The organism is Microlunatus endophyticus (genome assembly GCF_014646195.1).
Classification (GTDB): Bacteria; Actinomycetota; Actinomycetes; order Propionibacteriales; family Propionibacteriaceae; genus Microlunatus; species Microlunatus endophyticus.
The window spans coordinates 138,841-162,168 of the sequence record NZ_BMMZ01000001.1 but is presented as its reverse complement, the minus strand read 5'-3'; the positions used below and the strand labels follow the sequence as shown (position 1 = coordinate 162,168).

28 protein-coding genes are annotated in these 23,328 nt (G+C 68.3%); 8 read left to right on the top strand and 20 right to left on the bottom strand.

The window, feature by feature from the left end; all coding sequences use genetic code 11:
- Positions 1–2: 2 nt before the first annotated feature.
- The 5 genes from IEY07_RS00880 to IEY07_RS00860 all read right to left on the bottom strand — a co-directional run bounded on the left by IEY07_RS00880 (position 3) and on the right by IEY07_RS00860 (position 4,870).
- Positions 3–1,409, bottom strand: coding sequence for a S1C family serine protease (locus tag IEY07_RS00880; RefSeq protein ID WP_188893291.1), 1,407 nt, complete (start codon positions 1,407–1,409; stop codon positions 3–5).
- A gap of 3 nt (positions 1,410–1,412) precedes the next feature.
- A complete protein-coding gene (locus IEY07_RS00875; RefSeq protein ID WP_188893290.1) occupies positions 1,413–2,912 on the bottom strand; it encodes a zf-HC2 domain-containing protein in 1,500 nt (499 codons plus the stop codon).
- The gene (sigE, locus tag IEY07_RS00870; protein WP_188893289.1) at positions 2,909–3,565 is read right to left on the bottom strand and encodes an RNA polymerase sigma factor SigE; all 657 of its coding nucleotides are present in this window, start codon (positions 3,563–3,565) and stop codon (positions 2,909–2,911) included. Before sigE ends, IEY07_RS00875 begins: the two co-directional genes overlap by 4 nt.
- A gap of 184 nt (positions 3,566–3,749) precedes the next feature.
- The gene (dapA, locus tag IEY07_RS00865; protein WP_188893288.1) at positions 3,750–4,640 is read right to left on the bottom strand and encodes a 4-hydroxy-tetrahydrodipicolinate synthase; all 891 of its coding nucleotides are present in this window, start codon (positions 4,638–4,640) and stop codon (positions 3,750–3,752) included.
- Positions 4,637–4,870 (bottom strand): biotin/lipoyl-binding carrier protein, encoded by a 234-nt coding sequence (locus IEY07_RS00860; RefSeq protein WP_188893287.1) that lies wholly within the window; start codon positions 4,868–4,870, stop codon positions 4,637–4,639. The genes dapA and IEY07_RS00860 overlap by 4 nt, the downstream gene beginning before the upstream one ends.
- A gap of 49 nt (positions 4,871–4,919) precedes the next feature.
- Here IEY07_RS00860 and IEY07_RS00855 point away from each other — a divergent pair, with 49 nt between their 5' ends.
- A complete protein-coding gene (locus tag IEY07_RS00855; protein WP_229669585.1) occupies positions 4,920–5,600 on the top strand; it encodes an O-methyltransferase in 681 nt (226 codons plus the stop codon).
- Positions 5,601–5,617: 17 nt separating this feature from the next.
- Entirely contained in the window at positions 5,618–6,109 is a 492-nt protein-coding gene (locus tag IEY07_RS00850) for a hypothetical protein (RefSeq protein ID WP_188893285.1), read from the top strand.
- Positions 6,110–6,120: 11 nt separating this feature from the next.
- Here IEY07_RS00850 and IEY07_RS00845 read toward each other — a convergent pair whose 3' ends face one another.
- Complete coding sequence (locus IEY07_RS00845; RefSeq protein WP_188893284.1) at positions 6,121–6,348, bottom strand: PLD nuclease N-terminal domain-containing protein; 228 nt, start codon at positions 6,346–6,348, stop codon at positions 6,121–6,123.
- A gap of 66 nt (positions 6,349–6,414) precedes the next feature.
- Positions 6,415–7,641 carry a glucose-1-phosphate adenylyltransferase gene (glgC, locus tag IEY07_RS00840; protein WP_188893283.1) on the bottom strand — a complete coding sequence of 409 codons (1,227 nt, stop codon included), beginning with the start codon at positions 7,639–7,641 and terminating at the stop codon, positions 6,415–6,417.
- A 46-nt stretch (positions 7,642–7,687) separates the two neighbouring features.
- Here glgC and glgA point away from each other — a divergent pair, with 46 nt between their 5' ends.
- Both glgA and IEY07_RS00830 read left to right on the top strand, forming a co-directional pair.
- Positions 7,688–8,875 carry a glycogen synthase gene (glgA, locus tag IEY07_RS00835; protein ID WP_188893282.1) on the top strand — a complete coding sequence of 396 codons (1,188 nt, stop codon included), beginning with the start codon at positions 7,688–7,690 and terminating at the stop codon, positions 8,873–8,875.
- A gap of 6 nt (positions 8,876–8,881) precedes the next feature.
- Positions 8,882–9,025, top strand: a complete 144-nt coding sequence (locus tag IEY07_RS00830) for a hypothetical protein (RefSeq protein WP_188893281.1) — start codon at positions 8,882–8,884, stop codon at positions 9,023–9,025.
- A gap of 25 nt (positions 9,026–9,050) precedes the next feature.
- Here the strand turns inward: IEY07_RS00830 and IEY07_RS00825 are convergent, their stop codons facing one another.
- Positions 9,051–10,196 carry an FAD-dependent oxidoreductase gene (locus IEY07_RS00825; RefSeq protein ID WP_188893280.1) on the bottom strand — a complete coding sequence of 382 codons (1,146 nt, stop codon included), beginning with the start codon at positions 10,194–10,196 and terminating at the stop codon, positions 9,051–9,053.
- Between the two features lie 197 nt (positions 10,197–10,393).
- Between IEY07_RS00825 and IEY07_RS00820 the strand changes: the two genes are divergently transcribed.
- Positions 10,394–10,885 carry a MarR family winged helix-turn-helix transcriptional regulator gene (locus IEY07_RS00820; protein WP_188893279.1) on the top strand — a complete coding sequence of 164 codons (492 nt, stop codon included), beginning with the start codon at positions 10,394–10,396 and terminating at the stop codon, positions 10,883–10,885.
- Between the two features lie 156 nt (positions 10,886–11,041).
- Here the strand turns inward: IEY07_RS00820 and IEY07_RS00815 are convergent, their stop codons facing one another.
- The 4 genes from IEY07_RS00815 to IEY07_RS00800 form a co-directional block, all read right to left on the bottom strand.
- On the bottom strand, positions 11,042–11,209 hold the full coding sequence (locus IEY07_RS00815) for a DUF3117 domain-containing protein (protein WP_091521298.1): 168 nt from the start codon (positions 11,207–11,209) through the stop codon (positions 11,042–11,044).
- 131 nt (positions 11,210–11,340) lie between these two features.
- Complete coding sequence (locus tag IEY07_RS00810) at positions 11,341–11,919, bottom strand: DNA-3-methyladenine glycosylase I (RefSeq protein WP_188893278.1); 579 nt, start codon at positions 11,917–11,919, stop codon at positions 11,341–11,343.
- A gap of 2 nt (positions 11,920–11,921) precedes the next feature.
- On the bottom strand, positions 11,922–12,515 hold the full coding sequence (locus IEY07_RS00805) for an SRPBCC family protein (protein ID WP_188893277.1): 594 nt from the start codon (positions 12,513–12,515) through the stop codon (positions 11,922–11,924).
- Positions 12,512–12,850: a DivIVA domain-containing protein gene (locus tag IEY07_RS00800; RefSeq protein ID WP_188893276.1), complete on the bottom strand. Its 339-nt coding sequence runs from the start codon at positions 12,848–12,850 to the stop codon at positions 12,512–12,514. The genes IEY07_RS00805 and IEY07_RS00800 overlap by 4 nt, the downstream gene beginning before the upstream one ends.
- 38 nt (positions 12,851–12,888) lie before the next feature.
- Between IEY07_RS00800 and dapD the strand changes: the two genes are divergently transcribed.
- Positions 12,889–13,899 carry a 2,3,4,5-tetrahydropyridine-2,6-dicarboxylate N-succinyltransferase gene (dapD, locus tag IEY07_RS00795; protein ID WP_373288786.1) on the top strand — a complete coding sequence of 337 codons (1,011 nt, stop codon included), beginning with the start codon at positions 12,889–12,891 and terminating at the stop codon, positions 13,897–13,899.
- An 18-nt stretch (positions 13,900–13,917) separates the two neighbouring features.
- Entirely contained in the window at positions 13,918–14,766 is an 849-nt protein-coding gene (locus IEY07_RS00790; protein WP_188893275.1) for a hypothetical protein, read from the top strand.
- Between the two features lie 5 nt (positions 14,767–14,771).
- Here the strand turns inward: IEY07_RS00790 and IEY07_RS00785 are convergent, their stop codons facing one another.
- Genes IEY07_RS00785 through fdxA form a run of 4 tightly spaced genes read right to left on the bottom strand, consistent with a single transcriptional unit; the run spans position 14,772 to position 18,988 of the window.
- The gene (locus IEY07_RS00785; protein WP_188893274.1) at positions 14,772–15,875 is read right to left on the bottom strand and encodes a serine hydrolase domain-containing protein; all 1,104 of its coding nucleotides are present in this window, start codon (positions 15,873–15,875) and stop codon (positions 14,772–14,774) included.
- Positions 15,872–17,497: a glycoside hydrolase family 3 protein gene (locus tag IEY07_RS00780; RefSeq protein ID WP_188893273.1), complete on the bottom strand. Its 1,626-nt coding sequence runs from the start codon at positions 17,495–17,497 to the stop codon at positions 15,872–15,874. The genes IEY07_RS00785 and IEY07_RS00780 overlap by 4 nt, the downstream gene beginning before the upstream one ends.
- 46 nt (positions 17,498–17,543) lie before the next feature.
- Positions 17,544–18,665 (bottom strand): succinyldiaminopimelate transaminase, encoded by a 1,122-nt coding sequence (gene dapC, locus IEY07_RS00775; RefSeq protein WP_308422901.1) that lies wholly within the window; start codon positions 18,663–18,665, stop codon positions 17,544–17,546.
- Positions 18,662–18,988, bottom strand: coding sequence for a ferredoxin (gene fdxA, locus IEY07_RS00770; protein WP_188893272.1), 327 nt, complete (start codon positions 18,986–18,988; stop codon positions 18,662–18,664). Before fdxA ends, dapC begins: the two co-directional genes overlap by 4 nt.
- Before the next feature lie 81 nt (positions 18,989–19,069).
- Here fdxA and IEY07_RS00765 point away from each other — a divergent pair, with 81 nt between their 5' ends.
- Positions 19,070–20,044 (top strand): GNAT family N-acetyltransferase, encoded by a 975-nt coding sequence (locus IEY07_RS00765; RefSeq protein ID WP_188893271.1) that lies wholly within the window; start codon positions 19,070–19,072, stop codon positions 20,042–20,044.
- On the opposite strand, the gene mshB is transcribed toward IEY07_RS00765, so the two are convergent.
- From mshB to IEY07_RS00745, 4 genes are all read right to left on the bottom strand, one after another.
- Entirely contained in the window at positions 20,045–20,980 is a 936-nt protein-coding gene (gene mshB, locus IEY07_RS00760) for an N-acetyl-1-D-myo-inositol-2-amino-2-deoxy-alpha-D-glucopyranoside deacetylase (protein ID WP_188893270.1), read from the bottom strand. It lies immediately after the preceding gene.
- Positions 20,977–21,141 carry a hypothetical protein gene (locus tag IEY07_RS00755; RefSeq protein ID WP_188893269.1) on the bottom strand — a complete coding sequence of 55 codons (165 nt, stop codon included), beginning with the start codon at positions 21,139–21,141 and terminating at the stop codon, positions 20,977–20,979. Before IEY07_RS00755 ends, mshB begins: the two co-directional genes overlap by 4 nt.
- Positions 21,142–21,228: 87 nt before the next feature.
- A complete protein-coding gene (locus IEY07_RS00750) occupies positions 21,229–22,269 on the bottom strand; it encodes an ABC transporter ATP-binding protein (RefSeq protein ID WP_268239173.1) in 1,041 nt (346 codons plus the stop codon).
- Positions 22,266–23,318, bottom strand: a complete 1,053-nt coding sequence (locus tag IEY07_RS00745) for an ABC transporter ATP-binding protein (protein ID WP_188893268.1) — start codon at positions 23,316–23,318, stop codon at positions 22,266–22,268. The genes IEY07_RS00750 and IEY07_RS00745 overlap by 4 nt, the downstream gene beginning before the upstream one ends.
- Positions 23,319–23,328 lie beyond the last annotated feature (10 nt).

Below are 23,328 nucleotides of genomic sequence, written 5' to 3'. Positions count from 1 at the left end.
GGTTAGCCCCGTTTTGACCCGAGGCGGACCTGAACCGTGTGAGAGCTTCCGTTCCGCCTGAATTCCAGTCTCACGACGTCGCCGGGACGGTGGGTCCGGATGGCCACGATCAGGTCCTCGCTCTCGGCCACCCGCTTGCCGTCGATCGCGGTGATGACGTCGTCGGCCCGCAGTCCGGCCTCATCGGCGGCTCCGCCACGGACGACCTTGGACAGCCGCACACCGCTGTCGGATCCGTCGCTGGTGACCGTCGCGTCGATCACCGGATAGGTCGCATGGCCGTCCTTGATCAGCAGCGCGGCGATCTGGCGCGCCTGGTTGATCGGAATGGCGAATCCGATGCCGATGTTGCCCGACTCCTGGCCGCTGGCCGACGATGACCCGGTCAGGATCGCGGAGTCGACGCCGATCACCTCACCGTCACCGTTGACCAGCGGACCGCCGGAGTTGCCGTGATTGATCGGGGCGTCGGTCTGGATCGCGTTCAGGTAGGCCTGGCCGTCGGAGGAGTCGGGGTCTCCGACGGCGACCGGACGGTCGATCGCGGAGACGATTCCTTCGGTCACCGTGCCGCCGAGGCCCAGCGGCGAACCGATGGCGATCGCCGGCTCCCCCACCTTCGTACGATCGGAGTCGCCCAGGTCGGCCGGGTGCAGCCCGGCGTGGTCGGCGACCTGGATCACGGCCAGGTCATAGCTCGGGCTGCGGCCGAGGATCTCGGCCCGGGACCGGTGGCCGTCGGAGAAGGTCACCATGATCGAACCGCCGTCGGCGGCGTCGGCGACGACGTGGTTGTTGGTCATGATCCGGCCGTCGTCGTCCAGGACGAAGCCGGAGCCGAGTTCGCCCTCGGAGCCGACGGACACCTCGATCGTGACGGTGCTGGGCAGCATCCGCGCAGCGATCCGGACGGTGTCGGCGCTGCCGCGGCCGGGCGGGATCGGCGAACCGGAGTCCTTCGGCGCCGATGCCGCGGTCGGGGCAGCGGCACTGGGCTCGGAGCTGGTCGCCGACTTCGGGTGGGGGGCCGGCGCGGAGGGGGCCGGCGCGGAGGCGGCCGGCGCGGCCGTACCGGACTGCTGCTGGGTGCCGAGACGCGCTCCCAGATACCCGGCGCCGCCGCCGAGCAGCACCGCCAGGACAGCGGCGATCACCAGGATCCCGGCGCTGCGTGGTCTCGTGGCCGGACGCAGTGGGGCCTGCTGGATGCTCGGCGGTGCAGTCGGTCGTGCAGTCGGTCCGAACGGACCGTAACCGGGCGGCTGCTGGTACGGCGGCGGGTTCTGGTACGGCGAGTGGAAGTCGGGGCGGAACTGCGGCCGATCCGGGTTGTCGTACGGCCGGGCCGGGGTCTGGAAAGAACCCGGGTCCGGCCGATCGCTGCCGCCGGACCCGCCGTTCTCAGACATCGTCTATCCCAACGCGTGCAGGACGCGGGACCAGCCCGCTCGGATGCGGCCCATCGTAGTTCGGCCGGCGTCCGGATCGTGGGGCAACGCCGCGACGACCTTGTCCCGGAGTCCGGTCGGACCGTCGGTGGCGACGGTGAAGACGTCGGTGCCGGACTGCCAGGTGGCGGTGTTGACCATCGCATCGGCCCGGTAGGCGGCGAGCGTGGGATCCCAGGCCGAGGCCGACGGCGGATCGGTGAGCCGGCCACGGCGCTCGAACACGCTGACCGTCGACAGTCCGTCGGTGTAGACCATGTGCAGCACGCCCGGTTCGGCCGGAGCGTCGGCACGCAACCGCACCAGTTGCATCCCGGCCAGTTCGGCCTGGCAGAACCAGCCCTGATGGGACAGTTCGCCGGCGCTGGCCGTGGTGAAGGTGGCCGTGGTGGTCGGCCGCGTCAGCAGTGCGGCGGGCGTGGGCCCGGCGAGCAGGTTGCGGACAGTGGGACTCGACGGGCCAGCCGGCTCGATCGCGAGACGCGTGTAGCGGGCCGCCAGCACCAGCCGTCCGGTCTGGTCGTACAGCTGCTGCCGCAGCACCAGACCGGTGGCCGAGTCGATCCACCAGACCGACTCCGGCTGGGTGAGCGCCGGGTCCCGCTGCCACGCCTGCACGCGGATCACCGGACGGCCGAGCACGGTGCCGCCGCTGTCGCCGGTCAACCGGAACCGGGCGGCCAGCGCGGAGATCAGGTCGTTCGCCGCGATTCGCGAGGCGGCCGGCGTCGGAAGCGTGCCGCCGATCACAGCGGTGCCGGTCAGAGATCGTACGACGACCCGGCTGCCGGTGGTCGGGGCGAAGTCGATGCTGACGTCGGCGGCGCTGGTCCGGTCGTCACGCGGCGCGATCACCCGCTGGATCCCGGAGTAGGACACCCGGGCCGAGGCCCATTCGGCGCGCTGCAGCAACTCGACGATCCGCTGCCGGTCCAGTGCGGGGCCGGTCATCGTCGGGTCCGGATCGATGTCTGTGTCGGGGTCGGTGTCGCCGGCACCGAGGCGGCGCGGATCTGCGGCCAGGGCGGCCGCAACGGCAGGACTGGTCAGGGGAAGCTGGGACACGGCATTGGAGAAGTCGGCCCGGACGGCGGCGGTGGGATCGGCGATTCCGTCGCGTTCGGGAGGCGCAGCCAGGTAGCCGACACCGGTGATCAGTACCAGCAGGACTGCCATGCCGGCCAGTGAGACGGTTCGCAGTCGTACGGTCCTGGACTGGTCCGGGTCGTCATCGGCCTCGGCGATGGCGGCCAGCCGCGACGTCAGGTCGGCCGGCAGCACGCCGGCCTGCCTGCCGGTGTCGGTGAGCAGCGACCGCAGCCGCTGCAGGGCAGCGACCTCCTCCCGGCAGGTCGCACAGTCGGACAGGTGGGCGAGCAATGCCTGCCGTTCGTTCTCCCCGAGGTAACCATCGACGTACGCCGAACGGCTCTCGGCGAAGTCCCGACATGATCGTCGTCTCACGACGTGCCCAGGGCTCCCGTCATCGGTGCCGGCAGCCGCGAACGGCCGTCCTCGGCGTCGACGCCGAAATAGCGCCGGTGTTCCGCTGACGGGCTGCGGTGAGCCAGGGCCGTACGCAACTGGGCGCGTCCGCGGTGGATCCGGCTGCGGACGGTGCCCAGCTTGACGCCCAGGACGTCGGCGATCTCGTCATACGACATGCCCTCGATGTCGCACAGCACCACCGCGGCGCGGAATTCCGGCGCCAGCGCGGCCAGCGCGGCGGCTACGTCATGATCCAGATCGGCATCGGCGAGTTGTTCGGCCGGCGCCGGCATGCCGCCCTCCAGACGCTCCTCGCTGCCTTCGGCAAGACCGTCGAAGCGGATCTTCTTGCGACGCCGAGCGCCGTCCAGGAAGAGGTTGGTGGTGATCCGGTGCAGCCAGCCCTCGAGGGTGCCGGGCTGGAATTTGTGCAGCGAACGGAAGACCCGGACGAACACGTCCTGAGTGAGGTCCTCGGCGTCGTGCGGGTTGCCGGTCAGCCGATAGGCCAGCCGGTAGACCCGTGCGCTGTGCTCGCGCACCACTTCTTCCCAGGTCGGCGGAGTCCAGGTCGGGGGCGCCCAGTCGGCAGGCTCGGCGGAGGTCGGCTCGCCCTTCGTGGTGGTCACATCGGGATTCTTGTGAACCAGCCTGGTAAACCGCTGTGAGAACACTGGTAATCCGCCCAAGTCTCGACGCCCTTTTCTTGGACCCTTCTTATCGCCGCAGTCCTAGTCACTGGCAGGTCGCTGGCAGGTCGCTGTCAAATACTCCCGATCGGATCAACGACTGCCCGCAACCGTTGGTTCCGCCTCACAATCCGGCGGTGGACAGCGCCTGCTGCAAGGCGGCACGCTGCTGATCGGTGGCCTCCACCATCGGGGAGCGCAGTCCGCCCACGGCGTGGCCCTGCAGGGCCAGCCCGGCCTTGACGAGGATGCAGCCCTGGGTGGCGAAAACGCCGGTGAAGATCGGCATCAACTGCTGGTGCAGTCGGCTCGCCTCGTCATTCTTGCCGTCCAGGAAGGCCTGGATGAGCTGTTTCATGCCGCGGCCGCTGAAGTGGGTCGAGGTGCCGACCACGCCGACGCCGCCGATGGCCAGCAGCGGAAGCGTCATCGCATCGTCACCGGCGTAGTAGAGCAGGTCGGTCGCAGCCAGCACTTCCGACGAAGCGCTCAGGTCGCCCTTGGCGTCCTTGACCGCGACGATCCGCGGGTGCGCGGCGAGCTCGATCATGGTCGGTGTCTCGACCGGTGTCCCGGTGCGCTTGGGGATGTCGTAGATCATGATCGGCAACTCGCTGGCATCGGCGATCGCGGTGAAGTGCCGGATCAATCCCGACTGCGGCGGCCGGTTGTAGTACGGGGTCACGACCAGGGCGCCGTCGGCGCCGGCCTGCCGGGCAGCCTGCAGAGCGTCGACGGTGTGGCGGGTGTCGAAGGTGCCGACGCCGGCGAGCACGCTGGCCCGGTCCCCCACAGCCGCGACCACGGCAGCGACCACCGCAGCCTTCTCCTCGTCGGTGGTGGTCGGCGCCTCGCCGGTGGTGCCGTTGATCACCAGGCCGTCGTTGCCGAGATCGTCGACCAGGTAGCGGGCGAGATCGGCCGCGACGCCGAGGTCGACTGCCAGGTCCTTGTCGAACGGTGTGACCATCGCCGTCAGCAGCCGGCCGAACAGCGGCCCTTCGGTGAAGATCATCTCAGCTCCCCTTGTTCATCGATCACTACCAGCGGGTCCCCGTCGGTGACCACATCACCGACCGCGGCGACCATCTCGACGATCACTCCGTCGACCTCGGCGAGCACCGGGATCTCCATCTTCATCGACTCCAGGATCAGCACCGGGTCGGCTGCCTTCACCCTGTCGCCCACACCGGCCTCGAGTTTGAGGACATTGGCGACGAGCTCAGCCGTCACGGTGTGACTCATGGCCGTCATCCTAGGCGTTGGCGATCCGGCCTTCGCTAGGGTAAGGAGCGTGACCACCCCGGACAGCCCCTTCGGCTCGCTTGCATCGCAGACCGGCGCTGAATACCCGACCCAGGACACCTGGGTCTACGCCGAGCTCTTCAACGAGGAGAATCCGGCGGCGACCGAGGCCAGACAGGCCGGCCGACAGTTCGGCGCCACTCCGGTCAGCCGCGGCGCGGCCAGCACGCTCACCGTGCTGGCCAAGGCGATCAACGCCCGCGCCGTCGTGGAGGTCGGGAGCGGCGCCGGGGTCTCCGGTCTTGCGCTCTTCGCCGGCATGCAGCCGGACGGCATCCTGACCTCGGTCGACATCGAACCGGAGCACCAGAACGCCGCCCGGCAGGCGTACCGCTCGGTCGGCATCCCGAGCCAGCGGTTCCGGCTGATCGCCGGTGCCGCGCTCAACGTGCTGCCGAAGCTGAGCGACGGGGCGTACGACCTGGTGCTGATCGACGCGGACAAGCTCGAATACCCCGAGTACGTCGAGCAGTCGTTCCGGCTGCTGCGGCACGGCGGACTGCTGGTGATCGACAACACCCTGTGGCACAACCGCACCGCCGACCCGGGCAACAACGACGACGAGACGCTTGCGATCCGCGACGCCGTACAGGCGGTCCGGGAGAACGAGGAACTCCTGAGCACGCTCGTCCCGAGCGGCGACGGCCTGTTGATAGCGGTCAAGCTCTGACCGACAAGCGAGGCGGGGTGCCGCAACGGACGATCCGTCGCGCTCTCTTCCGGTTCATCGGGTCGATCATCGGGATCGCCGTGCTGCTCACGGTCCTGCTGTCGATGGGCAGTCAGTTCCTCATCCGGTATCCGGGCAACGCCACGATCTACACCGTCACGATCACCCATTACGACGAGCACACGAAGCGGTCCTGCACTACCCACACCGATTCGAACGGGCAGTCCCGGACCAGCTGCGACGACCAGACGACCTACGTCCTGTACTTCGACGATCCGCGGTATCCGGGCCGGCACCACGAGGTGAGCGTCACCGATTCGTGGCATGGCCAGACGCAGAGGGTGTTCTTCGACGGCCGTGACTGGGAGATCGTCTGGGACCTCCCGGTCGGCTTGACGTTCGTCATTCTCGGCGGCTGTGTGGTCGTCGTCGCGGCGCTGGGCTGGTTCGGGATCGCCCGGCCGGCGTTGCGCGGCGCTGCCGAACGCCGCGCCGTCGCGCGACGGTGACGACGAGCGCGCTAGGAGGACTTCCGGCCGAACAGGAAATAACCGATCGGTACGGCTCCGGCGGAGTTGATCGTCGCGATTGCCGTCGCCCAGCCGATCTTGCTGCCGCGGACCGAATCCTTCGGCCGGCGGATCAGGTCGATCAGCGCGATGATCTTGAGCACCGTCTCACCGGCACCGACCGCGATCAAGATCTTCTTGGTCCGCGGACCAAGATCGACTTTCCTCTTGGCAGCCATCTCTCTCCTTCGTCGAAGCTACGGTGCGTACGTGCTGGTGTCGTAGGTCCTGGTGTCGCCGCGTGGCTAGGTCAGTGAGACCGTGACGCCCTTGCCGACGACCGTGATGCCGCCGCTCGACACGGTGTAGCCGCGAGCCAGGTCCGCCTCGTGGTCGACACCGACCTGAGCGCCCGCGGGCACGATCACATTCTTGTCCAGGATGGCGTTGTCCACCACCGCCCCCGGGCCGACCCGGACTCCGCTCAGCAGCACCGACCGGTTGATCTGGGAACGCTCCTGCAACACGATCGCGGGGGCCAGCACCGAACTCTCCACCTGGCCACCGGAGATGATGCAGCCGGGGCTGACGATCGAGTCCTCGGCAGTCCCCTCCAGGACGAATTTGGCGCCCGGCATCTGCACCGGGTAGGTCCAGATCGGCCAGTCGTCGTTGTAGAGGTTGAAGATCGGATCGACCGAGACCAGATCCATGTGCGCCTCGTGATAGGCGTCGATGGTGCCGACATCGCGCCAGTAGTTGATGTCCTTGGCCGTCGCCCCGGGGACGGAGTTCTGGGTGAAGTCGTAGACCTGGGCGGCACCCTGGTCGACGAATCCGGGGATGATGTCGCCGCCCATGTCGTGCCGGGACTCCGGGTCGTCGGCGTCAGCCTCCAGGGCATCGATGAGTGCGGTCTTGGTGAAGATGTAGTTGCCCATCGAGGCGTAGGAGGACTCCGGATCATCGGCCAGCCCGGGCGGATCGGCCGGCTTCTCCAGGAAGGATTTGATCTTGTTGTCCAGATCGGCGTCGATCACTCCGAAGGAGCTCGCCTGATCGCGCGGCACCCGGATCCCGGCGACGGTGCAGTCCAGTCCGCTGTCGATGTGCGCCTCGACCATCTGCGAGACGTCCATCCGGTAGATGTTGTCCGCCCCGAACACGACGATGTAGTCCGGATCCTCATCGGTGATCAGATTCATCGACTGAAAGATCGCGTCGGCACTGCCCTGGTACCAGCGCGGCCCGCGGCGCTGCTGGGCCGGTACCGGGGTGACGTAGTTGCCGAGCATCGTCGACATCCGCCAGGTCAGCGAGATGTGCCGGTCGAGTGAGTGCGATTTGTACTGGGTGAGGACCGCGACCTGGCGGAGCCCGGCGTTGGCCAGGTTGGACAACACGAAGTCGATCAACCGATACGTCCCCCCGAACGGCACGGCCGGTTTGGCGCGGTCCATGGTCAACGGCATCAGCCGCTTGCCTTCGCCGCCCGCCAGCACTATCGACAAGATCTTCGGACGCACCGCCATGCAGTGAACCTAGAGGTAGCGGGCCGTGCGTGCAACGATGCCCCACATGAAGGTCTCCGTGTTGACCCGGGAATACCCTCCGACCATCTACGGCGGGGCGGGCGTTCACGTCGCACAGCTCGTACCTCAGCTGCGGCGGTTGATCGAGGTCGACGTCCAGTGCATGGGTGAGCCCCGCGACGGTGCCACCGCCCATGCCGAGGACTTCCCGGCCGGCGCCAACGCCGCGCTGCGGGTCTTCGGCGCAGATCTGTCGATGACCGCGGCCATCGGCGACGATGTTGATCTTGTCCACAGCCACACCTGGTACGCCAATCTCGCCGGCCGGCTCTCCGGACTGTTCCACGACATCCCGCACGTGGTCACCGCACACTCGCTGGAACCGCATCGGCCGTGGAAAGCCGAACAACTCGGCGGCGGGTACCGGCTGTCGTCGTGGGCGGAACGGGAGGCATTCCTGGCCGCGGATGCGGTGATCGCGGTCTCCTCCGGCATGCGGACCGACGTCCTGGCCTCCTACGCTGATCTCGACCCGGACAGGGTGCACGTGGTCCGTAACGGCATCGACACCGACGAGTTCAAGCCCGACCATGACCAGTCGGCGCTGGACGCGTACGGCATCGATCCGGGCCGCCCGTCGGTGGTCTTCGTCGGGCGGATCACCCGGCAGAAAGGACTGATCCATCTGGTCCGGGCCGCAGCACGGCTGGACCCGGACACCCAGCTGGTGTTGCTGGCCGGCGCTCCGGACACCCCGGAGATCGCCCGCCAGGTCGGCGACGCATTCGCCGAGTTGGAGCGTTCCCGCGGCAACGTGGTGTGGATCGAGAAGATGCTGCCGCGGGCTGAGGTCCGGCAGATCCTCAGTCACGCGACAGTGTTCTGCTGCCCGTCGGTCTACGAACCGCTCGGCATCGTCAATCTCGAGGCGATGGCCTGCGAGACAGCAGTGGTCGCCAGCGCCGTCGGCGGCATCCCGGAGGTCGTGGTCGACGGTCGGACCGGCTCGCTGGTCGACTACGACCCCGCACGCGCCGACGACCCGGCCGCGGTCGCAACCTTCGAGGCCACGCTCGCCGACCGGATCAATGAACTGATCCGTGACCCCGACCGCGCGGCGGGATTCGGCCGGGCCGGGCGGCAACGGGCCATCGACGAATTCTCCTGGGCCAAGATCGCGGCCGAGACGGTTGCTGTCTATCAGCGCGCGGTCGAGGTGCACGCTGGAGGCTAGATCGCGATGAGATTTCGTGACCGTCAGGCGGCCGACCTTGTGCTGGTCGAACCGGTCACGACGCGCATCGCCGAGGTGGGCGCGGCCTACCGCGACTTTCGCCAGCTGACCGACGACGAGGGGCCGGACCTGCTCCAGTCCCGCGGGTGAGGCAGTTGGCCCGTCAAGTTCGTCGCTACTGGTGGTATTCGCGCCCGTAGGTCTTGATGCCCTCCATCATGTTCCGCAGGTTGGCGGGTGCGTTGTAGCCGAACGTGCGTTCGAAGGACTGGTAGCCCTCCTCGGAGGACTCGGCGCTACGGGGCAGCATCCGTTCGGCGAAGGCGTCGAACGCGGCATCGATGTCGCCCGGGTTCTCCGCGATCAGCGTGCCGAGCTCAGCGCCGTCGAACAGGGCCCAGTTCGCACCGTCGCCGTCGGGCGGGGTGAGGTGCGCGGCGTCGCCGACCAGCATCACGCCGGAGACCCGGTCCCAGGTGTGTCCGAGCGGCAGGCCCCAGATCGGCCGGATCACGGGGGCGGTATCGCCGGCGGTGATCAACTCGATCAGTTGCGGCGCCCATCCATCACCGAGCTGGTCGGCGATGGTTCGCAGCGCCCGCTCACGATTGGTCAGATCGAGGGTGTCCGACCAGGACAGCGGCTTCTTCATCACCACATAGCTGTGGATGACCTCGTTCGCTTCGCGGTGTCCGAAGATGCCTTTCCCCGGTTGCATCGCGAGCATCGCCCCGCGGCCGACGATCGCGGCGGCGGCTGGGTGACGCACTTCGACATCGTGCAGGAACGTCTCGGCCCAGAGGGTGCCGGTGTACTCCGGGACAGCGCCGCCCAGGTAGGCCCGCACCCGCGACCAGGCACCATCCGCCCCGACAAGCACATCGGCCCCGACCGATTCCCCGTCCGCGAAATTGACCCGGTGTGCGCCGTTCGCCGCCTCGACCGATGCGACCTTGTGCCCCCATCGGACAGTGCCCTCGGGCAGCGACTCGACGAGGATGCGTCGCAGCTCGCCGCGGAGCACTTCGGGGTTGGTGAGCTCACCGTCGTCGGGGATCTCACCGACGACCTGGCCGTCCGTGTCGAGGAACCGCATGGCCTCCGCGCCCATGGTGATGACCGACCGGAACTCGTCCATGAGCTGGCACTGCCTCAGGGCGACCTGGCCGTTGAAGTCGTGAATATCGAGCTGGCCGCCCTGCGCGCGCGGATTCAACGACTCCTCCCCCTCGTAGACGACGGCAGGGATGTCGTTGAGGTGCAGCACGCGGGCGAGCGTCAGCCCGGCGAGGCCGGCTCCGACGATGACGACGGGGTTCATGGGTTATCGATCTCCTTCGCGAGCGGCGAGGCCGGGCCAGACGCCCGATCCGATTCACTTCCGCCACAAAATTATTATGCCACATAATAATCTAGCGGCAAGGAGCATCACTCACGGAAATCAAGCGCGGTGTGCGAAACTATTTTGTAGTCGAACTATTTGACCGTCGGCGACACTCGGGCAGGGAGCAGAACTCGATGACGGACGGAGCTTCGAGGCCGAAGCAGCGCCAGCGTCTTCTTGCCGGCCTCACCGCATTCGGCTCGGCGCAGAACGAACTCCTCCGGTTGTTCGCACGCAGCAACCGCATGCACCTCAGCGATGCGGCCGCAGTGGTGCAGATCATCGAACACGAAGACCAGGGTCGGCTCCTCACGCCGGCGCGATTGGCGGAGCGGATCGGCCTGTCACCCGGGGCGACCTCGATCCTGCTCTCCCGCCTCGAAACCGGCGGATTCATCCAGCGAACCCGAGAACACGCAGACCGGCGCGTGGTCACCCTGCGCTCCACGACATCGATCAACGACGCCGCGGACGCGTTCTTCGAGCCGCTCGCCCAGCAGCTCGACGAGGCCCTGGCGGCGCTCGACGGTGACGAGATCGACACCCTCGAGCGCACAATCGGGCTTCTGCGGTCCGTCCTCGAGAGCTACGTCCATGCCGCCGCGCAGGAGATCGAACCTGACTGATCCGGGCTATCGGCGAGTGATCCCGACCCGGGTGTCTCGAGTTCGTCGAGCCGCTGGCGTTCCCTGCTGACCTCGTAGCGCGGCGCTGTGCTCCCTGCTGGGCATAACAACGGCCCGGATCCCGTTGGATCCGGGCCGCTCAGGATCGGCGATAGCTCAGCCGACGACCTCTTTGAGGGCTCCGGCCAACTCGGCTGCCTCATCCGCGTTGAGCTCGACCACGAGTCGGCCGCCGCCCTCGAGCGGAACGCGCATGACGATCTCGCGGCCTTCCTTGGTGACCTCCATCGGACCGTCGCCGGTCCGCGGCTTCATCGCAGCCATTGCATCCTCATCTCTGTCTTTCAGCCATGAAGCCCGCTCACGGGCTTGCAGCCCATTATCCCGTATCCGGAGCCTCGGGCGGGCATCGGGCGCAACACCTGGGGTTTCGCGTGGCGAAGTATTTGCCTAGATCAGAGAGTGACGAAACAATCAACCAGGTGGTCGTCGACCAGGCCGACGGCCTGCATGCTGGCGTAGGCGGTGGTCGGGCCGAAGAACCGGATGCCGTGCTTCTTCAGGGCCTTGGACAGCGCAAACGATTCCGGCGTCACCGCGGGGATGGCACTGACGTGGGCCGGCCGCGGCCGATCGGGTTCGGCGTAGGACAGCACCAGTTCGGCGAAGCCCTGGCCCCAGTCGGCCACCACCCGGGCGTTGCTGATCGCTGCCTCGATCTTGGCCCGGTTGCGGACGATCCCGGCGTCTGCCATCAGTCGTACGACGTCGTGGTCTGTGAACGCTGCCACCTGTTCGGGGACGAAGCCGGCGAAGGCGGCCCGGAAGGCGGGACGCTTGCGCAGGATGGTGATCCAGGACAGCCCGGACTGGAACGCCTCGAGCGTCAACCGCTCGTACAGGCCCTGGACGCTGCTGACGGGTCTGCCCCATTCGGTGTCGTGATAGTCCAGATAGACCGGATCGCCGGTGCCCCACGGGCAGCGTCGACGGCCGTCGGGCCCGACGACGGACCCGCTGTGCGCCTCCGGCACGATCAGCTGACCCTTTCGGAGTCCGAATGGCGGCGCCGGTCCTGGCGGCGTTTCCGCTTGGCCGCCTCGTCGTCGAAGACCGCGGCCCGAGTGTGCCGGGCCAGGTAGCGGCGGGCCGGGTCGGACAGTTCGGTCGGGCGCGGCGCATGGTCGGCGACCAGCTGGGCGAATTTGCGCAGGCTCCCGGTCAGCTGGCGTTGCAGCACCGGCCGTACGGCCAGGACCGCGGCCTCAGCTGCCCGGCCGCCGGGCAGATCGACCCGCTCCCGGATCGACAGCCAACTGCGCAGCCCGCGGGCCTCGATGGTGAAGACGCCGACGCCGGTGAACCAGGGACCCAGATGGGCCACCTCAAGCTCGTACGGCGGTTCCCAGCCGGTCACCACCATCTCGTCGCTGATCCCGACCCGTTTGCGGCCCACGCGCGGTCCGTGTTCGGCCCGGATCCGTGATCCCAGGCCCTCGACCCTTTCCTGGATCACCCGCATGGTGGTCAGCGGGATCCAGCGGGACTGGCCGACCCAGTCGACCAGATGCGGCCAGACCTCGGCCGGTGCGGCCGGCACCATCGCTGACCCGTTGAATCGCAGTGTCACCGGGCCACCTTCCTATCCGTGCTGTCTCGGCTGGTGTGTTCGCTGGTGTGTTCGCGGGGGTGTGCGCTGGTCAGCCGGCTGATCAGGGCGTCGCGGTCGGCGATCTCGTGGCTGAGCCTGGCCAGGACGTCGTCGACCTGATCCATCGCATAGCCCCGGATCGTGATGCCGAAGCGCAACTCCTCCAATTCGGCACCGGTCAACGGCCGGTCAGGCAGGTCCTGGCGGTAGGTGTCACGGACCGGTTCCCGGTTCATCTCTCCGACTCCCCCGGCCGCAACGACGGCCGCTGCTCCCAGCACGGCGATCACCAGGATCGCGATCGCCCACTCCATGCGGCGAGTGTATCCACCGGAGCACATAAAGTTGCCCCGTGACCGACGATGTGACCCGCGATGTGACCCCCGATGTGACCCGCGATGCAACCGACGATCAGGGCCGGACCGCCTGGGGCTGGGGCATCGCCACTGCGCACGCCTCGGGTCAGGTGCTCGACACCTACTACCCGGAGCCGCAGCTCGGCGCGCCCGACACCGCCGCCCCGCCCGAGGAACTGGCGATCACCGCTGCGGGCGCCAGCAGCGGCGACCCGATCCGGCACGTGCACACCGAGCTGGTGCACACGGTGATCGACCTGGACCAGCCGCCGGTCAGCGCCGCCGACGTCTACCTCCGGCTGCATCTGCTCAGCCACCGGCTGGTACGCCCCCGCGAGATCAACCTCGACGGCTGGGCCGGCCTGCTCAACACGGTCGTCTGGACCTCGGTCGGGCCGTGCGCGGTCGACGGCTTCGAGGCGATCCGGACCCGGATGCGGGCCGATCGCCGGGAGCTCACCGTGCACGCAGTGGACAAGTTCCCGCGGATGCTGGACTACGTGATCCCCTCCGGCGTCCGGATCGGTGACGCGTCCCGGGTGCGACTGGGAGCCCACCTCGCGCCGGGCACCGTCGTGATGCACGAGGGCTTCGTGAATTTCAACGCCGGCACCCTCGGCCCGGCCATGATCGAGGGCCGGGTCAGCCAGGGCGTGGTGATCGGCAAGGACTCCGACGTCGGCGGCGGCGCCTCGATCATGGGCACGATGTCGGGCGGCGGCACCCACATCGTCTCGGTCGGCGAGCGCAGCCTGATCGGCGCCAACGCCGGGATCGGCATCTCGCTGGGCAACGACTGCGTCGTCGAGGCCGGGCTCTACGTGACCGCAGGCACCAAGATCACCCTGCGCGGCAAGGACGGCGGCGAGGACCGGGTGGTCAAGGCCCTCGAACTGTCGGGCCAGGACAACCTGCTCTTCATCCGCAATTCGCTGACCGGCGCCGTCGAGGTACGGGATCGTGCCGGTCGGACCGTTGCGCTGAACGAGTCGCTGCACGCGATCTGACGACGGGCAACCCGAGGAATGGCACGTCGCAGACACACCGCCGCAGCGGCGGTGCTGATCGTGGTCGGGCTGCTGGCGGTGCTGGTGGTGGCCGCACTGGTGGTCGTGCATCTGATCCCCGATCACAAGCCGATCCCCGGCGAGCAGCGCTGTGTCGCGACTGCCGCCGGCAACGCGGTCGCGGTGGACACCGAACAGGTCCAGAACGCCGCGATCATCGCCGGTGTGGCCGTACGCCGCGGGCTCGCTCCCCGGGCTGCCTCGATCGCGATCACGACTGCTTACCAGGAGAGCAATCTGCGCAATCTCGATCATGGCGACCGGGACTCGATCGGGCTGTTCCAGCAGCGTCCCTCGATGGGCTGGGGAACCGCCAAGCAGCTGCAGGATCCCTATTACGCCACCGGCCGCTTCTACGACGCGCTGGTCAAGATCCACGGCTGGGAGTCGGCCGACATCACCGAGATCGCCCAGAAGATCCAGATCAGTGGCTATCCGGACGCCTACCGCGACCACGAGGCCGACGGCCGGATCCTGGCCTCAGTGCTGACCGGGCAGAGCCCGGCCGGGCTGCGCTGCCTGATCCGTGACCAGCACCAGGCCGACCCGGCCGGACTCGGCAAGGCGCTGCACAAGACGTACAAGATCCATCCGAAGCGCAGCGGGGTGGTGATCACGATCTCGGCGAAGTCGCAGGCCCTGGCCTGGTCCTACGCCCACTTCGCGCTGGCCAACGCCCGTGATCATGGTGTCTCCAGCGTGCAGGTCGGCAGCCGCTATTTCGCGATCAGCAGGATGGATCTGGCCAGCTGGCACACCGCCGCACGGCCGATCGGCTCGCACGCGGTGAAGATCACCTTGCGCTGAGCCGCCTACCGCCTCAGGTACGCCGCCAGCGCATCTGCCGCGATCACCCGGGCCGGGTTGACACTCCCCCAGCCGCGGTTGGGATGGACCCGGTTGGTCAACAGGATGACATAGGCACGGCGCTGCAGGTCGATGACGATCGAGGTGCCGGTGTAGCCGGTGTGGCCGATGGTGTGCGGGCCGGCCAGATCGCCCATGTACCAGCGCTGGTTGATCTCGAAGCCCAGACCGTGATCATGATCGGCGAAGTCCGCTGTCTGGTTGGTGATCATCTGTTGCGCTGCGGTCTCGCCGAGCAGTTCACTGTTGATCACCGCCAGGGCCAGCCGGCCGAGATCGGTGGCGGTGGAGAAGACGCCGGCATGCCCGGCGACACCGTTCAGCGACCAGGCGTTCTCGTCATGCACCCGGCCGTGCACCATGCCCCGGTCCGGGACCGCCTCGTACTCGCAGGCCGCGATCCGCGGCCGCAGCGCGAGGTCGGGGTTGTAACCAGTGTCGGTCAGCCAAAGCGGCCCGCTGATCCGTTCGGCGACCAACCGGTCCAGCCGCTGCCCGGTGACCCGCCGGGCCAGCTCGCCGAGGGTGATCAGGTTGAGATCGCTGTAGCAGTAGGCGGTTCCGGGCGCGGCGACCACTTCGGCCTCGAGCGCACCACGGATCCGCGCCTGCGGATCGTCGTAGAGCCGCCAGAGCGGGATCTCGGCCGGGAAGCCGGACGTGTGGATCAGCAACTGGCGAACGGTCACCGCGGTCTTGCCGGCCGCGGCGAATTCCGGCAGGTAGTCCACCACCTGGCGGTCCAGCTGCACCTGGCCGGATTCGACCAATTGCATGATCACCAGCGAGGTGAAGAGCTTGGAGATCGACGCGAGATCGAAGATCGTGTCGAGTCGCATCGGGATCCGGTCCGGCTCCTCGAGCAGCGTCCCTTCCTGGTCCGCGTAGCACAACGCCCAGCCGGCGGACCGGTGGTCGACGATCGTGTCCCCGACGCCGCAGAGCAGGACCGCGCCTGCGAAGAGCGGCCGGTCGACCACGGCGGACCGTAGGGCCGTCAGCCGCTCCCAGGGCTCGTCGAAGGCCGGGTCCATGATCGGCTGGCTCATCGGCGGACCACGCCGGCGCCGTAGGGGAAGAGCGGATGGTCGGCGATCTCTCCGACCGACAGCGGCAGCCGTCCGGTCGGTCTGACCTTGCCGACCAGCACCCGGACCAGAGCGTCGATCGCGCCGGGCGTCGCCGAGTAGGTCAGCAACAGAGTGCCACCGTCGGCGACCAGGCCGACGTCGTACGGCTCGGTGATCGCGGCCAGGCTGACCCGCTCGGCCGCCTGCCGCACCGCCCGGACCAGCATCCGCTGCCGCTGGCTCCGCCAACCGGCATTGGTGATCAGGACGGTCTGCTGGGCGGCCCGGGCCTGTCGTCTTGCTGCGTCGATCAACAGCCGCCCGGGTTCGTTGCCGGTGACCAGCGCCGAGGTCTGCAGACCCGCAGCCTGCAGGCCTTCGGTGACCCGGCCGACGCTCGCCTCGTCCGGGCCCAGTACGCAGGTCAGGGCCCGGCGCAGCGGGATCTGGAACTGATCATCCCGGGCCAGGGTGATGGTGGCGTCGGCGATCGCCGCCGCGCGGGCCTGATGAGCGTCTGAGCCAACCACCCGGTCGATCGTCGCCGGATCGGTCGGGGCGGCCTCGAAGAGGCCCCGCCGGCGCTTCAGGTCCAGGATCCGCTGCACGCCGGCGTCGATGCGGTCCTCTGACAGCCGTCCGTCGGCGACCGCCCGGGCGATCGCCGCAACGGCGGCTTCCGGATCGGCCGGCTCGAGCAGGATGTCCACTCCCGCCTCGATGGCGCGGACCGCGATCTCGTCGTCGCCGTAGGTCTCACGGACGCCGTCCATCCGCAACGAATCGGTGATGATTGCACCGGTGAATCCGAGATCCTCGCGGAGCAGTCCGGTCAGGATCGGGCGGCTCAGGGTGGCCGGGTCGCCCGACGGATCCCGGTCCGGCAGTGCGAGGTGACCGGTCATGATCATGTCGATGCCGGCGCGGACCGCGGCCCGGAACGGCAGCGCATCCAGGAACTCCCAGTCGATCATGGAATGGGTGATCACTGGAAGGCCGTGGTGGCTGTCGCTCGCAGTGTCGCCGTGGCCCGGGAAGTGTTTGGCCGCGGCGCTGATGCCGGCGTCCAGCTGCAGGCCGGCGGTGGCGGCTGCGACGTGGTCCGAGACCACGTCGGGCTCGCTGCTGAAGGACCGGATCCCGATCACCGGGTTGGACTGGTTGACATTGACGTCGGCGACCGGCGCGAAGTCGGCGTTGATCCCGACCGCTCGCAACTCGGTGCCGGTGATCGCGTACGCCTGCCGCACCAAGTCCGGTGAATGCGTCGCCGCCAGCGCCATCGCCCCCGGGAACTGGGTGGCGGGCGGCCCCATCCGGGCGACCCGGCCGGTCTCCTGGTCGGTGCCGATGATCAGTGGTGGCAGCCCCGCCGCCTTGGCCGCGGCCTGCAGGCCGTTGCTCAGCCGGCCGATCTGCTGCGGGTTGTCGGTGTTGCCGGCCCAGGCGAAGTAGATCACGCCACCGGGGCGGTAGCGCTGGATCACCTCGGCCGGCGTCGCGACGCCGTACAACTCGGTGTTGCGGTCGTCGGCCGTGTCCGCGGAGTCGCCGTACACCAGGAGCGTGGTCAACTGGCCGATCTTCGTCTGCAGGTCCATATCGGCCAGCACCCTACTAAGGTCGCGGCGCAGTGGTGGCAGCCGGTCAGCTCGCGGTGCTGAGCCGCTCGACGGCGGCCTGGATGCGTTCGTCGGTCGCGGTCAGCGCGACCCGGACGTGATCGCCGGAATTCTTGCCGTAGAAGGCTCCCGGGCCGACCAGGATTCCGAGGTCGGCGAGCCGGTCGACGGTCTTCCAGCAGTCGCCGTCGGAGTCGCTGATCCACAGGTAGAGCGAACCCTGGGAGTCGTCGACGCGGAAGCCGGCCCGTTCCAGTGCCGGTCGCAGCAGTTGACGACGGGCCCGGTAGCGCTCCCGCTGGGCATCGACGTGCTCGTCGGTGCTGAGCAGTGCGATCATCGCCTGCTGGACCGGACGGGAGACGATCATGCCCGCATGCCGGCGGATCGAGGTCAGCTCGGCGATGATCTGCGGATCGCCGGCCACGAACCCGGCCCGATAACCGGCCAGGTTGGCGATCTTGGACAGTGAGTGCACCGCCAGCAGGCCGGTGTGATCGCCACCCGAGACGCGAGGATCGAGGACCGAGACCGCCGGTGCGTCCCAGGCGAATTCCAGGTAGCACTCGTCCGAGGCGACCACCGCTCCCCAGGACCGGGCCAGCTCGACCGTCGCCCTCAGTTTGGCGGCGTCGGCGATCCGGCCGGTCGGGTTGGACGGCGAATTCAGCCAGACCAGCTTGGGGCGTACGCCACCCAGACCCGTCAGATCATCGGTAGCGACGACCCGACAGCCGGCGATCACCGCACCGGCCTCGTAGGTCGGATAGGCGGCTTCGGGGATGACGACCACGTCGTCAGGTCCCAGCGCGAGCTGGGTGGGCAGCCAGGCGACGAACTCCTTGCTGCCAATGGTCGGCAGGACGGCGTCGGGTGCCACGTCCGCTCCGGCGCGTCGACCGAGATAGCCGGCGGCCGCAGAGCGCAGTGCCGGGGTCCCGGCCACCGTCGGGTACCCGGGGCTGTTGCCGGCGGCCGAGAGCGCCTCGACAGCGACCTCAGGGGTGTCGTCGACCGGAGTCCCGATGGACAGGTCGACGATCCCGCCGGGGTGCGCTGCGGCCCGCTGTTTGGCCGGTGCGAGCGCGTCCCACGGATAGTCGGCCAGGGCGGCCGCCAACGGGTTGGGACGCGCGGGGTTGGTCACTCGTCGTGTTCCTGCGGCGGCAGCGCCGAAACCAGATCATGGTCCTTGTCGATCGGGCCCAGCTTGGCGGCGCCACCCGGGGATCCCAGGTCGTCGAAGAAGCCGACGTTGGCGTCGTAGTAGGCCTTCCACTCCTCCGGCACATCGTCCTCGTAGAAGATCGCCTCGACCGGGCAGACCGGCTCGCAGGCGCCGCAGTCGACGCACTCATCGGGGTGGATGTAGAGCATCCGCTTGCCCTCGTAGATGCAATCCACCGGACATTCCTCGACGCAGGCCAGGTCCTTCAGATCGACACACGGCTGCGCGATGACGTACGTCACAGCGTCCTCCTCAGTTCAGCAGCAACAACAGGTCACTAGTATCACGCCTTTACTGCCACGACTCGAAAGTAGCCCCGCCTGATGGACACCGATCCGCTCGCCGCGATCGATCCGCCGATCCGGATCGACGACCGGGTGACGATCCGCTATCGCCTCGGCGACGGTTCGGCGACCGACGTGGTCGGCTGGATCAGTCGTCTCGACCCGACCCTGGTCGAGGTGCTCTCCCCCGGTGATCGACGAGCGGTCGTCGGTCGCGGGAGCATCATCCTGGCCAAGCGGGTGCCGCCGGCGCGCGGCGGCAGGCCCCCGGAGCGGTGGAGCGCGGACGAGGTCGAAGCGGCGGCAGCACCGGGCTGGATCGCCGATCACGAGCCGCTCGGGGATTGGCTGCTGCGGTCGGGCAACGGTTTCACCGGGCGGGCGAATTCGTGTCTCGCGGTCGGTGATCCCAGGCTGGGATACGACCAGGCGGCCAAGATCATCATCGGCCACTACACCGGTCTCGGACTCGAGCCGAGAGTCCAGACGGTCGCCGGCGGACCGATCGAGCAGGCATTACGTGATCTCGGCTGGGTCGAGACCTACGTCCGGACGACTGTGATGACCAGCACACTGTCGGCACTGCTCGACGATCATCCCCGCAACCCGCGGGTGACGATCGACTCCGAGCTGACCGAGGACTGGTGGCAGGCGTATCTGCACTATCGCGACGTCAGTGATCATCAGGTGGGGCGACGGATCCTCGGTGGCCCGCAGCCGGTCGGCCTGGCTGCGATCCGGGCCGAGGGCCCGGACGCCGGCCAGATCGCCTCGCTGGGCCGCGGCCAGGTCAGCAACGAGTGGCTCGGCCTGGCCGGCCTGTGGACCCGGCCGGAACACCGCAGACAGGGCCTGGCGACGATGATCATGATCGAACTCGGACACTGGGCTGCCCGGCTCGGTGCCCGGAATGCCTACCTGCAGGTGGAAATGAAGAATTCCGGTGCGGTCGCGGCGTACGAGTCCTTGGGCTTCGTACGCCACCACGACTACCTGTATCTGCGGCCGGCCTGATCAGTCCAGCCCGGCGAAGAGATCATCGGCCCACTTGTCCGCCTGCGGGAATTCCTTGCCGCCGGCGTAGCGATAGTGCTCGGCCGCCCAGAAGTCGTCGATCTTGGCAGCGGCCTGGAAGAACCAGCTCTCCTGGGCGATCTGGGTCTTGTAGGCGTGCAAGGCTGCCATCTTCTTGTCGATGTGCTCGGGGGCGACGATCTCGGCGACGATCCACTCGTCCGGGGTTCCCATCGGCAACGAGCCGGCGACGTCCGGATCGACCCCGTTGAAGCTCTCGGTGTCCCCCATCGCCCGCAGCGTCCGGATCCGGTCCCGCATCCGGCTCTCGCTGATCGAGGCCCAGACCACCCGGTCGACGGTCCACGGCTCGCCAAGATCGGGACGGAAGCCTGGCACTCCGGCCAGCGCGTAGGCATAGGTGGCGACCCGGTGCGCCTGGATGTGATCAGGATGGCCGTACGCACCGCGCTCGTCCTGGGTGATCAACACCTGCGGCCGCCGGTCGCGGATGATCGCGACCAGCTCGCTGGCCGCCTCCAGCAGGTCGGTGGTCCAGAAGATGCCTTCCCGCAGCACGTCGCGCGGGATGGCGCCCCGGCCGTCCTCACTCCACTTCATACCGGAGTCGCGGAACCGGTAGTCGCCACCGAGACGTACGTAGTCGGTCACCCCGAGCGCCGTCATCGCTTCGTGCAGCTCGCCGAGCCGGTGCGGACCGAGCCGATCCTCGTGCTCGGCGCCGAGATGTTCCAACTCGGGGACGAGGACCTCGCCCTCCTCGCCCAGGGTGCAGGTGACGAGGGTGACGGCCGCTCCCTCGGCGACATATTTCGCCATCGTGATGCCGGTGCCGATGGATTCGTCGTCAGGATGGGCGTGAACGACCAGCAGCCGCCGGTCAGCCAGTTCTGGTGCAGAAGTCTCCGAAGTCACAGGGTCGATCCTACGTATCGCTCGTCCGGGTCGCGGATGGTGTCGGTCAGCCAGCCGATGTAGCGCTCGGCCGAGGCGTGCACGATCTGGCGCACCAGCCCCGGGGACAGCGGAATGTTGTTGGGACAGGACCGCATGAAGCTCGCGGTCCGGTTCGCCATCACCGCCATCGTGTCGCCGCTGAAAAGGACACCGCGACCTGCCGCCCAAGCCCTTCGACAAGCTCAGGGCCGCGACAGGCTCAGGGATCAGACGATCGCGCGCGGCTCTGCGAAGTGGCAGGCGGAGACGTGTTCGCCGACGCCGTCCGGACGCGGGATCAGCTCGGGATCCTCCACAGAGCAGCGTTCCTGCGCCTTCCAGCAGCGGGTGTGGAAGCGGCAACCGGTGGGCGGATTGGCCGGGCTGGGCACGTCGCCGGTGAGCACGATCTGCTGCTTGTTCTGCCGCTGGGTCGGATCCGGCACCGGAACAGCGGACAACAGCGCCTGGGTGTACGGGTGGGTCGGGTGCTCATAGATCTCGGCGTCGTTGCCGATCTCCACGATCTTGCCCAGATACATCACGCCGACCCGGTCCGAGATGTGCCGGACCACCGACAGGTCGTGGGCGATGAAGATGTAGGCCAGGCCCAGCTCCTGCTGCAGTTCCTTGAGCAGGTTGACCACCTGAGCCTGCACCGACACGTCCAGCGCCGACACCGGCTCGTCGCAGATGATCACCTTCGGGTTCAGCGCCAGCCCACGGGCGATCCCGATCCGCTGCCGCTGCCCGCCGGAGAACTGATGCGGGTAACGGTTCAGGTGCTCCGGGTTGAGACCGACCAGTTCGAGCAGCTCCTGGACCCGCTTGCGGCGCTGGCCACGCGGAAGCACCGACGGATGGATCTCGAACGGCTCGCCGACGATGTCGGCGACCGTCTTGCGCGGGTTGAGCGAGGTGTACGGGTCCTGGAAGACGATCTGGATGTCACGGCGCAGCCGGCGCATCGCGGCGCCGCGCTGGGCGTACACATCAGTGCCCTCGAAGGTCAGCTTGCCGGCGGTCGGCTCCTCCAGCCGCATCAACAGCCGGCCGAGGGTCGACTTGCCGCACCCAGACTCCCCGACGATGCCCAACGTCTCGCCGCGGTGCAGCTCGAGGTCGACTCCGTCGACCGCCTTGACGTGGCCGATGGTGTGGCGAAAGACGCCGGCCTTGATCGGGTAGTACTTGATCAGGCCCTCGGCCTTGAGGATCACGTCGTCGGTCGCCGTGCTCCCGGTGGATTCCGCATGCGTCGCGGTCACTGGTGTGCTCCTTCTCGCAGGACATCCTCGGCGAAATGACAGGCCGCGTACCGGTTGCGGCCGACCTCGCGCAGTGGCGGCGGTGCCCCGTCCTTGCAGACGTCCTGGGCGTAGCGGCAGCGCGGATGGAACGGGCAGCCCGGCGGGATCGCCAGCAGATTCGGCGGCAGGCCACCGATCGCAGACAACTCCTGGCCCTTCAGGTCCACCCGCGGGATCGATTCCAGCAATCCCTTGGTGTACGGGTGGCCCGGGTTGGCGTACAGGTCGAAAACGTCGGCCTGTTCGACGATCCGGCCGGCGTACATCACCGCGATCCGGTCGGCGACGTCGGCCACCACACCGAGATCGTGGGTGATCAGGATCAGGCCCATCTTGCGCTCGTCCTGCAGGTCGGCGAGCAGCTGCATGATCTGGGCCTGCACGGTGACGTCGAGTGCGGTGGTCGGCTCGTCGGCGATCAGGATCGCCGGGTCGAGGGCGATCGCCATCGCGATCATGATCCGCTGCCGCATGCCGCCGGAGAACTGGTGCGGATAGGCTTTGGCCCGCTGCTGGGCACCCGGGATCTGCACCCGCTCCATCAGCCGTACGGCCTCGCGCATCGCATCGCTGCGGTTCATCCCGCGGTGCTTGCGGAACATCTCGGCGATCTGCCAGCCGACCGGGAAGACCGGATTCAGCGCGCTCAGGGCGTCCTGGAAGATCATCGAGATCTCCGGGCCCCGGACCGTGCGCCGCCGGGACTCGGGCAGCTTCAGCAGATCGGTGCCGCAGTATTCGACCGTGCCGCCGGTGACGAAGCCGGGCGGCGAGTCGAGGATCCCCATGATCGCCTGGGCGGTCACCGACTTGCCGGAACCGGACTCGCCGAGGATCGCCAGGGTCTGGCCTTCGTAGAGATCGAAGTCGACGCCGTTGATCGCCTTCGCGACGCCCTCCCGGGTTCGGAATTCGACCTGCAGATCGCGGACGTCCAGCAGCAGTCCGTCCGGCCCAGGCTGCCAGCGGGAGCCGATCCGGGAGACCTCTTCGGCAGTATCAGTCATGATCAACCAC